The 12,662-nt window shown below is 71.1% G+C and carries 10 protein-coding genes and 2 rRNA genes; 8 read left to right on the top strand and 4 right to left on the bottom strand.

The window, feature by feature from the left end; all coding sequences use genetic code 11:
• Window positions 1-152: 152 nt before the first annotated feature.
• Window positions 153-1,163 (bottom strand): C40 family peptidase, encoded by a 1,011-nt coding sequence (locus LUZ64_RS12985; RefSeq protein ID WP_095581184.1) that lies wholly within the window; start codon window positions 1,161-1,163, stop codon window positions 153-155.
• Window positions 1,164-1,318: 155 nt separating this feature from the next.
• Between LUZ64_RS12985 and LUZ64_RS12980 the strand changes: the two genes are divergently transcribed.
• On the top strand, window positions 1,319-1,528 hold the full coding sequence (locus LUZ64_RS12980) for a DUF397 domain-containing protein (protein WP_095581183.1): 210 nt from the start codon (window positions 1,319-1,321) through the stop codon (window positions 1,526-1,528).
• A 177-nt stretch (window positions 1,529-1,705) separates the two neighbouring features.
• Here the strand turns inward: LUZ64_RS12980 and LUZ64_RS12975 are convergent, their stop codons facing one another.
• A complete protein-coding gene (locus LUZ64_RS12975; RefSeq protein WP_095584910.1) occupies window positions 1,706-3,166 on the bottom strand; it encodes a serine/threonine-protein kinase in 1,461 nt (486 codons plus the stop codon).
• Between the two features lie 378 nt (window positions 3,167-3,544).
• Between LUZ64_RS12975 and LUZ64_RS12970 the strand changes: the two genes are divergently transcribed.
• From LUZ64_RS12970 to LUZ64_RS12940, 7 genes are all read left to right on the top strand, one after another.
• Window positions 3,545-3,853, top strand: coding sequence for a DUF8827 family protein (locus LUZ64_RS12970; protein ID WP_087926889.1), 309 nt, complete (start codon window positions 3,545-3,547; stop codon window positions 3,851-3,853).
• Between the two features lie 258 nt (window positions 3,854-4,111).
• Complete coding sequence (locus tag LUZ64_RS12965) at window positions 4,112-5,014, top strand: DUF8175 domain-containg protein (protein WP_095578492.1); 903 nt, start codon at window positions 4,112-4,114, stop codon at window positions 5,012-5,014.
• Complete coding sequence (locus LUZ64_RS12960; protein ID WP_232390488.1) at window positions 5,004-6,356, top strand: hypothetical protein; 1,353 nt, start codon at window positions 5,004-5,006, stop codon at window positions 6,354-6,356. Before LUZ64_RS12965 ends, LUZ64_RS12960 begins: the two co-directional genes overlap by 11 nt.
• Window positions 6,357-6,358: 2 nt before the next feature.
• A complete protein-coding gene (locus tag LUZ64_RS12955; RefSeq protein ID WP_095578394.1) occupies window positions 6,359-7,912 on the top strand; it encodes an SCO6880 family protein in 1,554 nt (517 codons plus the stop codon).
• Between the two features lie 11 nt (window positions 7,913-7,923).
• Window positions 7,924-9,339, top strand: coding sequence for an ATP-binding protein (locus tag LUZ64_RS12950; protein ID WP_211304898.1), 1,416 nt, complete (start codon window positions 7,924-7,926; stop codon window positions 9,337-9,339).
• A gap of 2 nt (window positions 9,340-9,341) precedes the next feature.
• Window positions 9,342-11,138 carry a P-loop NTPase family protein gene (locus tag LUZ64_RS12945; protein ID WP_232390489.1) on the top strand — a complete coding sequence of 599 codons (1,797 nt, stop codon included), beginning with the start codon at window positions 9,342-9,344 and terminating at the stop codon, window positions 11,136-11,138.
• A gap of 147 nt (window positions 11,139-11,285) precedes the next feature.
• A complete protein-coding gene (locus LUZ64_RS12940) occupies window positions 11,286-12,266 on the top strand; it encodes a hydroxyacid dehydrogenase (RefSeq protein ID WP_095578391.1) in 981 nt (326 codons plus the stop codon).
• Window positions 12,267-12,347: 81 nt separating this feature from the next.
• Here the strand turns inward: LUZ64_RS12940 and rrf are convergent.
• Together rrf and LUZ64_RS12930 are read right to left on the bottom strand one after the other, a co-directional pair.
• A 5S ribosomal RNA gene (gene rrf / locus LUZ64_RS12935) occupies window positions 12,348-12,464 on the bottom strand.
• Window positions 12,465-12,556: 92 nt separating this feature from the next.
• A 23S ribosomal RNA gene (locus tag LUZ64_RS12930) occupies window positions 12,557-12,662 on the bottom strand; the annotation flags it as partial.

Below are 12,662 nucleotides of genomic sequence, written 5' to 3'. Positions count from 1 at the left end.
ACCCCCGTGGTCTTCGCGCCCGTGTAGCGACGCCGCTTTCCCACTTCCATGGAACGCCCCACTCCGGCCGGGCGTTCCACTTTCCACTCAATGATCACCCGGACGTTATCGAAGGGTGACCCGTCGTCGCAGCTCAGGGTCGGCGGTGCCGCTCAGGCCGGCTTGCCGCCGGCCAGCGCTTTCGCGCCGTCCTGGGTGACCCGGGTCGCCCCGATGTAGTCCGGTGAGTCGATCTTGTCGAATCGGATGACGGCCCCCGTGTACGGAGCGTTGATCATGTACCCGCCGCCCACGTACAGCCCCACGTGATGGATGCTGCGGGGATCCTTCAGGTCGTAGGCGAAGAACACCAGGTCCCCGGGGAGCAGCTCGTCCCGCCGGGGGTGCGCGCCGGCGTTCCACTGGTCGTTGGCGACACGGGGCAGCTCGATGCCCACGGAGGCGTACGCGGCCTTGGTCAGCCCCGAGCAGTCGAACCGCCCGCCGTCCTCGGCCGTGCCGTCGCCGCCCCAGAGGTAGGGGGTGTTGAGCTTCTCCTGGGCGTAGTAGATGGCCCCGGCCGCCTGCTGCGAGGGCGCCACCCGGCCGACGGGCCGCGCGAAGCTCTTCTCCAGGGTGCGGATGGCTTTCACATAGCTCCGGGTCTCGCTGTAGGGCGGCACGCCGCGGTGCTGGATGACGGCGTAAGGACCCGCGTTGTACGACGCGAGCATGTTGTCGGCGAGGTCACCGGGCACACCCTTGACGTCCTTGGCCAGCGCGCAGTCGTACACCGCCGCCGAGGGAATGGCGTCCTGGGGGTCCCAGATGTCCCGCTTGCCGTCCTTGTTGGCGTCGATGGCGTGCGACTCCCAGGTGGCGGGGATGAACTGCGCTATCCCCCGGGCGTCCGCCGGGCTCACGGCCTTGGGGTTCCAGGCGCTCTCGGAGTAGATCTGCGCGGCGAGGATCGCGGGGTTGAGGGCGGGGCAGAGATTCCCCCAGTCCCGCACGAGCTGCTGGAACTGCGAGGGCACCGCGCCTTCCGCCAGCCCGACGGAACGCCCGCCTCCGTTTTCGCCGAACAGATTCCCCGCGGCCGAGTACACGCCGACGACGAGCAGCCCGATGAAACACAGGCACATCCCGATCCCGACACCCACGCCCACCCAGAGCTTCCGCACCCCGCAATACTCCCCCACGAGCCCGCCGCATATCCGCGATTCACGGCCACCTGTCGATCCGTCAACGCCCGCCGCCGGGAACGCTCCTCTATCGTGGGCGCGGGCACGGACGTCCGTGACGCAGATCCCATGAGCACACCCGCGAGGGGGGAACCATGAACGTGAACGAGCTCGAATGGATTCCGGCGAAGGACGGCGACGAGACGGAGTATCTGGAGATCGCCTTCGGCGGGGACGGCAACGTCTACATCCGCGAGAACCACAAGCCGGAAAAGGTCGTGGTGACGACCGAGACGAAGTGGGACGCGTTCGTACTGGGCGTGAAGGCGGGCGAGTTCGACCACTTCGTGGAGGGGATCGAGTAGAGCCCGCGAGCGTCGGGACGGCGGCTCGGCCCGTCGGCAGCCGAGGACCGGGGCCGGGGGGTAGGGGCGGAGCCCCGGGCCGGGAAGGGACAGGAAGGGCCGGGAAGGGACGGGAAGGGACGGGCGGGGGAAGGCCGCCGGGGGCGCCTCACCCCACCGGAGAGCGAGGGCTACGCCTCAGTCGTCGTCCCGGTCGCCCCTGTCGTCCTTCTCTCCCTTGCCCCCGCCCTTCCTGTCGTCCTTCTTGTCGCCGTCCCTCTTGTCGCCTTCCTTGGACTTCTCCGCGTCCCTGGACGCCTCCTTGGACTTCTCCCCCTTCGGCTTGGGCTTCGGCTTCGCCTTCGGCGACCGCGAAGCCCGCGGCGACTCCGACTCCCCCGTAGCCTCCGCCGGGATCACCCGCGGGGACTCCGGGCCGGGATCGGCGGCGGGCCGTTCCGCGCCACGGTCCACGGCCGACTCCGAGGGCTGCGCCTCGGGGCTCCCACCGCCGGGACCGCCGTCCCCGGCGCCGAACACCGACGCCCCGATGAGCGCCGCCGCGACGAACGCCACCACACCGGCGGCCGCGCTCAACAACACCTTCGGACGCCGTGCGCCCATACGACCGCCGCCGCCCTTACGGCGCGAGGGGGGAGAGGGGGGAGAAGCCACGGGGTACGAAGAGGTGGACGACGGGCCGGGGCCCGGCGCCGGGGCGAAGCCGGGGGCCGTCACGGAGCCGGGCACACGCGGGGCCGCGGAAGGCGGCATGGGCACCCGCGAAGGCGATGACGAGGGCGGCGGCACCGACGGCGAGGCCGGCCCCGCCACGGGCGGCCGCGGCGCTTCCCGCCAGGAGGCACCGGCGAACCAGTCCGCGACCTCCTGCGCAGAGGGCCGCGCCTCCGGCCGCTTGGCCAGCATCCGCAGCAAATAGGTCTCGAAGGCGGGCGGGAGATCCGCCCGGTGCGTCCGCGGAGGGACCGGCTCCGCGTCGACGTGGAGGTAGAGCAGGGCGGTGGGGCTGTCCGCCCAGAAGGGCGGCCGCCCGGCCAGGAGCTGGTAGAGCACACACCCCAGGGCGTAGACGTCGGAGGCGGGACCGGCCGTACGGCCGAGGGCCCGCTCCGGGGCGAGGTAGGTGCTGGTGCCGACGATCTGGCCCACCCGGGTCAGGTTGGCCGAGGTCTGGTCGACGAAGCGGGCGATCCCGAAATCACCGATCTTCAGCGTGTCGTCGGCGTCCAGCATCAGATTCCCGGGCTTGACGTCCCGGTGGACCACACCCTGCCGGTGGGCCGCCGCCAGGCCGGACGCGGCCTGCGCGGCGATGGCGGCGACGCGGGCCGGGTCGAGCGGGCCGCGCGAGGACAGTTCCTGGGCCAGGCTCGGCCCGCGGACCAGCTCCATGACCAGGTAGAAGCGCCCGTCCCAAGCGCCGAAGTCGTAGACCGCGACCACCTGAGGGTGATTCAGGCGGGCGGCCGTCTGGGCCTCCAGCCGGAACCGGCTCGCCGCGGACTCGTCGCCGTCGGCGTCCAGGAGGAGCTTCACCGCCACCTGACGGCCCAGCACCTCGTCCTGTGCCTGCCAGACTTCGCCCATGCCGCCGCGGCCGAGAAGCTCCCCCAGCCGGTACCGATCGGCAACCAGCACCCGTACCACCCTTGATCTCGATGCCCCCGAAGCGCCCCACACGGCCCCAGAGCCACGAGGCCCGGTGGTCACCCGGGCGGCGCAGGCCCCAGCGTACCGACCGAACACATAGTCGTTTGAACATCCCCGGAGCCTCCCCGCACATCACTCATTGCTCGGCGTCCACCCGCGTGATACACAGAGTCACCATAGGACTCCGCACTGACAACGCCTCGCGTCGCAGGTCAGACCGGTAGCGACCCGGATGTATACGGGTTCCGCCAAAAAATGACGCCAAGTCGACATGCTGAGGCGGCATCGTCGGCGAAGATAGGTCCCGACCTTTGCCGAGCGGCAAGGGCGTGACACAACTACCCATAAAGGGGCGGTGAGTTACAAATGATTCTGGCAGCGGGAAAAGGTGACATCAACACCATCATCGGTGGAATCGCCCCCAACTGGGGGCCGTTCGGCAACCTCGGCCAGGAGGCCCGGATCATGGTCGAGGTCGTGATGGCCGTGGCCATCCTGCTCTGCCTCGCCATCGCGATCTGGGGTGCGGCGAAGCAGCGGATCGGCGCGACGGCGCTGCGTGACACGTTCAGCGCGGAGCAGGGCAAGGGCCTGATCGTGGCCGGCCTGACCGGGGTCTTCATCATCGGCTCGCTCGGCACGCTCTTCACGATCGTCTACGGCATGGCCGTCTGACCCGCACCGCCCGGGGACCGCCCACCGGCACCGGCCGGCCACGCGCCCCTCCCGACCGCCCCTTCGCTCCCTTTCCGCCCGCTCCACCCGCGCATCGTCCCCGCGCAGACCCTCTCGTCCCCGAGTCCCCCCGCACCGAGGCTGCCACCTGATGCCCCCTCACACCCCCTCGTACTCCTCCCCCCGGATTCCCTTCCCGCCGCTACCGTCATATGCGGGTGCCACAGACGCGACGACGTATGAGGGGACGTGCGGGCGATGAGCCTCGGCGACGACGGCTACAGCGGCAACGGCCAGGACTCCGGCCGATCGGGTGGTGAATACCGCGACTACGGCGACCGCCACCTGACGCGCACCCGCCTCCCGGAAGGCGAGGGCGACCCGTACGCGCCGGCCCGGCGCGGTGGGCGCGGCGGCCGCGGGGGCGGACGCGCGGGTATGTCCAGCCGGAATCTGGTGACGGTCGTGGGGGTCGTGGTCCTCCTCATCGCGGCGATCGCGTTCGCGAACAGAGGTGGCGGGGATTCCGCTTCGGACGACTCGGAGAAGGACGGCGGCAGAACGGCGAGCGCCCAGCCGACCGTGCCTACCGGCACGAGGCCGGTGGGCGGCAAGACCGCCGGAATCGCCTCGGGGTTCGCCCACACGGAGCAGGGGGCGCAGTCGGCGGCGGCGAACTTCGCGGTGGCGCTGGGGGGTGACGGGATGTTCAAGGCGGACAGCCGCCACGCGATCGTGAGCAGCATCCACACTCCGGACACGGCGCCCGCCCTGGAGAAGGAGCTGGACAAGGCCTACACCGAGGGGTTCTTCAAGAACCTCGGGCTCAAGCCCGACGGGACGGCCCCGAAGGGCCAGACCTTCGTCTCGCGCACCGTGCCCGTCGGCTCCAAGACCACCGCGTACAAGGACGACGAGGCCACCGTCGAGGTGTGGTGCACGGGCCTGGTGGGGCTCGCCGGTGAGGGGTCGACCAGGCCGGTCACCCAGACGTGGTTCACCCTCACGCAGAAGCTCCGCTGGGTGGACAACGACTGGAAGATCTCCTCCTCGAGCCAGAAGCAGGGCCCGGCACCCGTCGGCGGTGACGTGCAGGCATCGACCGCCGACGAGATCAACAACGCGATCAGCGGATACGGAGGGTTCACTTATGCCAGGTAGCCGCCGTCGCCGTGGCCTCTCGCTCTCAGCGGCACTCGTCTCGCTCCAAGTAGCCGTGATCACACTGGCCTCGCGGGCCGCCGCCGCCCCGAGCCCCACCCCTTCTCCGACACCCTCACCGAGCAGCAGTAACCCCGCGGCCGGTGTGCCGAGCAAGGGCACCAACGCCTGCGACCTCATCGTGGGCCTGGCGAAGAGCTATTGCGAGGGCAAGGGCGACGACAAGAAGACCACTGGTGACACCCCCACCGCCCCCGACGCCCAAACCCCCCTCGACCCCCTGGTCTCCCTCGGCAAGGGATGTGCCGACGCCGCCTCCTGGATCATCCGGAAGCTCTCGTCGGCCGTGGAGGCCACCGGAAACGTCGACTTCACCAACGCCACCTTCCTCCGCCAGTACGCCGTCGTCTTCGCCGCCTCCACCATCCTCACGCTCGTCCTGTGGCTGCTCGCCGTCGCCAAGCGGGCCGTGCGGGGCGTGCCGTTCACCGAGGCGTTCACCGAGGCCGTGGGGTTCCTGTGGCTGACGGTGCTCGCGTCCGCGTTCACCCCGCTGATCCTCTACACCCTGGTGTCCGCCACGGACGCCGTCACCGAAGTGATCTCCGCGGGGACGAACGCCAACAACGACGCCTTCTTCGGCGGCTTCGCCGACGCGCTCAAGAAGGGCGACGGCATCGGCGGCGGCCCCATCATGCTGATCGTGGTGTCCCTCGTCTCCGTGCTCGCCGCCGGCGTCCTGTGGCTGGAGTTGGTCATCCGGGCCGCCCTGCTCTACGTCGGAGCCCTGCTCGGCACCGCCGTCTACGCGGGTCTGGTCGACAAGAACATGTGGGGCCACGTCCGCCGCTGGGCAGGCATCATGATCGCGGTGATCCTGGTCAAGCCGATCATCGTGGTGGTGCTGGGTCTGGCCGGAGCGCTGTCCTCCGGGAAGGGGCCGAACTCCTTCTCCGCGGTCGTGTCCGGGCTCGCCATCATCATTCTCGCCATCTTCGCCAGTGCGATGATCTACCGGTTCGTGCCCGGCTTCGGCGACGAGATCGTCAGCACCCGCGGGGCGAGCAAGGACGCGGCGTCCCGCCAGGCCGCCGCCGTGATCTCCTCGCCCGCGGCCCTGGTCAAGCAGGGCATCACCACGCACAGCGCCCGCGGCTCCGGGGGCGGCGGGAACGGCGGCCAGCAGGCCCGTCCCGCCAATTCCGTCTCCGGCGGCGTCGCCGCCCACAGCACCCGCGCGCCCGCCCGCCCGGAGGGGAACGGCAGCGGAAGCGCCCCCTCCGGCGCCTCGGCGCCCCGCGCGCAGAACCGCAGCAATACGCCAGGAGGTGAGCGGAGTTGACGATTCAGGCACCGTCCCAGCCGATCGCGGCCCGCCGTACGTATCTGATCGGCCGCGCTCGTCCCAACGCGGTCGTCGGCAAGAACCGGGAGACCGGTGAGATCGCGCTGATCATCGCGGGCGCGTTCCTCGGCATGATGAGCGGCCTCCTGGTGCCGATCCTCCCGCTGCGGATCCTCGCCCTCACCGGGTTCCCGATGCTGGCGCTGGCGGCCGTCTACGTGCCGTACAAGCACCGCACCTTCTACAAATGGTTTGAGATCAACCGCACGTACAAGCGGACCCTGCGCCGGGGCACGACGTACCGCTCGGGCGCCGCCGAGGCCGGCACCCGCCTCGACGGGCGGGAGTTCGAGGTCGGCCCGCCGCCGGGCATCGGCCGGATCAACTGGCTGGCCGCGCCGTTCGGCCCGGACGAGATCGCGGTGCTGCTGCACGCCGACCGCCGTACGGTCACCGCCGCGATCGAGATCGAGGGGCCGGGCGTCGGCCTGCGCGACTCGGAGGACCAGGAGGCCCTGGTCGACCGCTTCGGGACGCTGCTCAAGCATGTGGCCAACGGCGACGGCTATGTGACGCGGCTGCAGATACTGGCCCGTACGCTCCCCGCCGACCCCGACGCGCACGCCAAGGACGTGGAGCGGCGCGGGGACGCGAAGTCCCCCAAGTGGCTCCAGGACTCCTACGAGCAGCTCCAGTCGATGGTCTCGACCTCCTCCGAGCAGCACCGCGCCTACCTCGTCGCCTGCATGCACTACACCCGGGAACTGGCCGCCGAGGCACAGGCCATCGCGCGCGCCTCCCGGCACGAGCGCGGCAGCCGGCGGCTGGACCGGGACGGCGGCCTCGCCGTCGTCATGGCCCGTGAGCTGACCGACATCTGCGCCCGGCTCGCCGAGGCCGACATCCGGGTGCGGCAGCCGCTCGGGCAGGGGCGCCTGGCGTCGCTGGTGCATTCCATGTACGACCCGGACCACCCCATCGACCACATCCAGGCGATGACGCAGCGCAACGCGTGGCCGGCGGAGCTGGACGCCATGGAGCCGACCTATCTCCAGGCCAAGACGCGTGAGTCGTCAACGCGCGCACCCTGGTGTCACGCCACCGCATGGGTGAAGGAGTGGCCGATGACACCCGTGGGGGTCAACTTCCTCGCGCCCCTGCTCGTCCACACCCCGGACGTCATCCGGACGGTCGCGGTCTGCATGGACCTCGAACCGACCGACGTGGCCATCGAGCGGATGCTCACAGAAAAGACCAACGACGACGCGGACGCCTCCCGCGCCGCCAAGATGAACCGGGTCGTCGACCCCCGCGACGTCGCCCACCACTCCCGCGTCGACCAGCGCGGCGAGGACCTCGCCAGCGGTGCGGCGGGCGTCAACCTCGTCGGGTACATCACCGTCTCCTCGCGTTCGCCGGAGGCGCTCGCGCGCGACAAGCGGACGATAAGAGCCTCGGCCGGCAAGAGCTATCTGAAGCTGGAGTGGTGCGACCGCGAGCACCACCGGGCCTTCGTCAACACGCTGCCGTTCGCGACCGGCATCCGACGATAGGGGCAAACGCCGTGCTCGACCCGCTCGCCACAGTGACCGAGGCGTTCACCAGCTTCCTGTTCGGGAAGGTGGAGACCACCCGGCTCCCGGTGCGCACCTCCACCGGTCAGGCGCAGGCCGTCTACCTGCCCACCGCGGCCCCGGGCCTCGGCGACTCGGGCGTGATCATCGGCCGCGAGGTGTACTCCGGCAAGGGGTACATCTACGACCCCTTCCAGCTGTACGGACAGCAGCTCCCGGCCCCGCACTGGCTCGTCCTCGGCGAGTCCGGCAACGGCAAGTCGGCGCTGGAGAAGACGTACGTCCTGCGCCAGCTGCGCTTCCGCGACCGGCAGGTCGTCGTCCTCGACGCCCAGGGCGAGGACGGCGTCGGCGAGTGGAACCTCATCGCGCAGCAGCTGGGGATAACCCCCATCCGGCTCGACCCCGCCGCCGCCCTGCACGGCGGCATCCGGCTCAACCCGCTCGACCCGGCGATCACCACGACCGGCCAGCTCGCCCTCCTCCGGACGATCATCGAGGTCGCCACCGGCCGCGGGCTCGACGAGCGCGCCGGCTTCGCCCTCAAGGTCGCCCACGCGTACGTCAACGACTCGATCCGCGACCGGCAGCCCGTCCTCACCGACATCGTGGAGCAGCTGCGGCACCCCGAGGCCGAGTCCGCGGAGACGATGAACGTCGACATAGACGACGTCCGGGCCTGGGGCCTCGACGTCGCGCTGGTCCTCGACCGGCTCGTCGACGGTGACCTGCGGGGCATGTTCGACGGACCGACGACGGCGGGCATCGACCTCGACGCCCCCCTGATCGTCTTCGACCTCTCGCACATCGACCGCAACTCCATCGCCATGCCCATCCTGATGGCGATCGTCGGCGTCTGGCTGGAGCACACCTGGATCCGCCCCGACCGGAAGAAACGGATCTTCCTGGTCGAGGAGGCATGGCACATCATCAACTCGCCGTTCGTCGCCCAGCTCTTCCAGCGGCTGCTGAAGTTCGGGCGCCGGCTCGGCCTCTCGTTCGTGGCCGTCGTCCACCATCTCTCCGACGTCGTGGACGGCGCGGCGGCCCGGGAGGCGGCCGCGATCCTCAAGATGGCCTCGACCCGCACCGTCTACGCCCAGAAGGCCGACGAGGCGCGCGCCACCGGCCAGGTGCTGGGCCTGCCGCGCTGGGCCGTGGAGATCATCCCGACGCTGACGCCGGGCATCGCCGTCTGGGACGTCAACGGCAACGTCCAGGTCGTCAAGCACCTCATCACCGAGGCCGAGCGGCCGCTGGTCTACACCGACCGTGCCATGACCGAGGACGGCGACCCGGCCCGCGAGCTCGCGGCGGAGGCCGCGGCGGCCGAGCGGGCCTCGGCGGCGATCGAGGCCCAGCTGGCCGACGAGGCGTACGGTTCCTCCGAGTCGACGGTGGCCTGACCGTGGCCGGACCGGGAGCCACGCACGGCCGACGCCCGGAAGGCGGCGTTCCGGACGGCCTGCTGGTCGGGGCCATCGCGTTATTGCTGGGTCTGACGCTGCTCGTGTGGGTGACGACCGGCCTCGCGGCCTTCTTCGCTCACGGCTCCTGGCCGGAGGGCGTCAGCCTCCCCCACACCCCCATGGCCCTGCGCCACCTGCTGACGAGACCGAGCGACCTGCCCGCCGCCTGGCCCGACGCCCGGGCCGACGCCCTTTCGGGGTACGGGCTCTTCTGGGGCCTCCTCATCGGCGAGTTGCTGGTGCTGATCGTGCTCGGGGTGTTCGTGATCGGCACGCTGGCCCGCTGGCGCGCGGTACGGGCCCGGCGCAGGGAGGAGCTACGGGCCGGGGGACGGGAGACCGGCGCGCCGCGGACGGCGACGCAGACCTGGGCGGAGACTCAGGCGGAGGCGCCGACGGCAGTGCGGTCGGCTCCGGCCACTCCGGCAGGTAGGGAAGCGGTGATCCCGCGGGCCGGGGAGCCGAGCGGCACCGGGGCGGCGACCGGGACGGAAGCCGGGGCGGCCGGGGCGGCCAGGGCGGGCGGAACGGAAGCCGGGGCGGCCGGGGCCGAAACCGGCCCTGACGGGGTCCGAGCCGGGACAGGAGCCACCGGCGGCGCCGGACCGGCAGTCGTCGGCGGCCCAGCGGCCCCCAGCGCCTCCCTCGGCGCCCGAACCGGACTCACCCCCAACGTCGTGCCCGCGCAGCCCTCAGGGGCCGCTCAGCCCGTCGAACGGCCCGGGGCTCCCACGACGGCCGGTTCGGTGACGGCGGCGAGCGGTTCGGTGACGGCGGCGGCCGGGGCGACCGGAGTGCCCCTCGCCGCCACTTCCCATGTCTCCCGTGTCCTCTACGGCGCCGACCGCCAGGGCGTGGCCGCCCGCCTCGTCCGGGAAGCGGCCGGGCCGGTTCTCGTCACCACCGCCGATCCGGGGCTCTGGGGCGAGACGAAGGACGCGCGGGCGAAGCTCGGCCCCGTGCACGTCTTCGACCCGGGGCATCTCCTCGACACCCCCGACCGGCTCCGCTGGAGCCCCACCGCCGGCTGCGGCACCCGCGAGACGGCGGCGGCGCGCGCCACCGCCCTCCTCGCCCCCGTGCGCCCCCTGAGCGCCCTGGACTCCGCCACGGCCGACACAGCGGAGACCCTCCTGCGCTGCTGGCTGCACGCCGCCGCCGTGGGCGGCCGGCCGTTCCGCCATGTGCACCGCTGGGCCCAGGGGAACGCGGCCCACGAGCCCGTAAGGATCCTTCGGACGCACCCGAAGGCCGCGGGCGGCGCGGCCGGCGAGCTGGAGTCCGCGCTCACCGGCCACCCGGAACGTAAGGACATGGCACAGGAGTTGACCTCCCGCGCGCTGAACTCGCTGTCATCCCTTCATATTCGTGACGCTTGCAACCCAAATCGAGCCGATTCGCTTGCGTGGGAATCATTCATCGCCGAAGGGGGAACGCTCTACGTGGTGGGTGAGGCCATTGAGGATCCCCGGGCACGCCCGGGTGCGATGCCTCTGCTGACCGCACTCGCCGCGAGCGTGGTCGAGCACGGCCGGGGCATGGCCGCACGGTCATCTTCCGGTCGGCTCGACCCACCACTCACCCTGGTGCTGGATGACGTCGCCGCCGTCGCCCCGCTCCCCGCCCTCCCCGAGTTGCTCACGACGGGCGCCGAGCACGGCATCCCGACCTACGCGCTGATGCGCTCCGAGGAACAGGCCCGCGCGAGGTGGCCCCACCGGGCCCTGGTGGGCTAGCGACCGAAGATCGGCCCGCCACCACCGGCCAGTACGCTCCGGACCTCCGGCCCCCTCCCGGGCAACGGGGGTTTCCACGGCCGGGGTACGGGCATGGGGCAGCCCGTGAGCACTGAGCGGCGGCCGGTGGCCGTGGTGGTGACGGCCATGGGGGCGGACGAGGCCGATGCGGTCCTCCCGCCGGAGCTGCGCACCCGCCTCACCGAACTGGCGGCTCCGGTTCCCGGTGTTCTGACCGGTGCGCTCACCACGCCGGCCGCGCGCGAGGCACTCGCGCACGCCGACATCCTCCTCACGGGCTGGGGATGTCCGCCGCTGACGGAGGACGTGCTGCGCGGCGCCCCGCGGCTACGGGCGGTGGTGCACGCCGCGGGTTCGGTGAAGCGGCTGGTGTCGGAGGCGGTATGGGAGCGCGGGATCGTCGTCTCGTCGGCGGCGGACGCGAACGCGGGCCCGGTCGCCGATTACACCCTCGCCGTCATCGCTCTGGCGGCCAAGGGCGCGCTGACCACCGCGGCGGCGTACGGAGCACGCTGCGAAGGCTGGCCCGCGTTCCGGGACCGGCGAGGGGCCGACGGGCGGACGATCGGCGTCGTCGGCGCCTCCCGCATCGGCCGCCGGGTCCTGGCCGGCCTGCGCGCCTCCGACGCGGCATATCGGATCCTGCTCCACGACCCGTACGTGCCCGGGCCGGAGGCGGAACTCCTGGGGGCCGAGCCGGTGGGCCTGGACGCGCTGTGCCGAAGGTCCGCGCTCGTCACGGTGCACGCGCCGGAGACGCCTGAGACACGTCATCTGCTCGACGCGAGGCGTCTCGCTCTTCTCCCCGACGGCGCCACGGTCGTGAACACGGCGCGGGGCTCCCTCGTCGACACGGACGCCCTCACCCGCGAGTGCGCCTCGGGCCGGCTGAGTGCCGTCCTCGACGTCACCGACCCGGAACCCCTGCCGCCGGACCACGCGCTGCTCCGCATGCCCCACGTCCTCGTGACCCCGCACATCGCCGGCGCCCAGGGAAGCGAGGCTCGACGGCTGGGCGCGTACGCGGTGGAAGAGATCGGCCGGCTGGTGCGGGGGGAACCGCTTCTGGGGCTGGTCCGGAAAGAAATGCTGGAGCACAGCGCGTAAGGAAAATTTTCTGAGAAAAGTTTCTGAACGCAAAAATGCCTCAGGCCCCGAGTGAAAACTCGGGGCCTGAGGCTAAAAATTGTTCGGCGGCGTCCTACTCTCCCACACGGTCCCCCATGCAGTACCATCGGCGCTGAAAGGCTTAGCTTCCGGGTTCGGAATGTAACCGGGCGTTTCCCTAACGCTATGACCACCGAAACTCTATGAAATTAACGAAACCGGATACTGCATCTCATTAGAAACAGTCACGGGTCGTTACTTCAGAACCTACACAGTGGACGCGAGCAACCGAGGACAAGCCCTCGGCCTATTAGTACCAGTCAGCTCCAACCGTTACCGGTCTTCCACACCTGGCCTATCAACCCAGTCGTCTACTGGGAGCCTTACCCTCTCAAA

It is taken from the genome of Streptomyces albireticuli, assembly GCF_021228125.1.
GTDB classification, from domain to species: domain Bacteria; phylum Actinomycetota; class Actinomycetes; order Streptomycetales; family Streptomycetaceae; genus Streptomyces; species Streptomyces albireticuli.
Note: the sequence above shows the minus strand (reverse complement) of the source record. Positions and strands in the feature narration are given on the sequence as shown.

Excerpts from the sequence above, each read along its gene's own strand:
- LUZ64_RS12980 (WP_095581183.1), top strand. The coding sequence starts at position 1,319 with ATGAACGTGAACGAGCTCGAATGGATTCCGGCGAAGGACGGCGACGAG.
- LUZ64_RS12970 (WP_087926889.1), top strand. The coding sequence starts at position 3,545 with ATGATTCTGGCAGCGGGAAAAGGTGACATCAACACCATCATCGGTGGA.
- LUZ64_RS12965 (WP_095578492.1), top strand. The coding sequence starts at position 4,112 with ATGAGCCTCGGCGACGACGGCTACAGCGGCAACGGCCAGGACTCCGGC.
- LUZ64_RS12960 (WP_232390488.1), top strand. The coding sequence starts at position 5,004 with ATGCCAGGTAGCCGCCGTCGCCGTGGCCTCTCGCTCTCAGCGGCACTC.
- LUZ64_RS12940 (WP_095578391.1), top strand. The coding sequence starts at position 11,286 with ATGGGGGCGGACGAGGCCGATGCGGTCCTCCCGCCGGAGCTGCGCACC.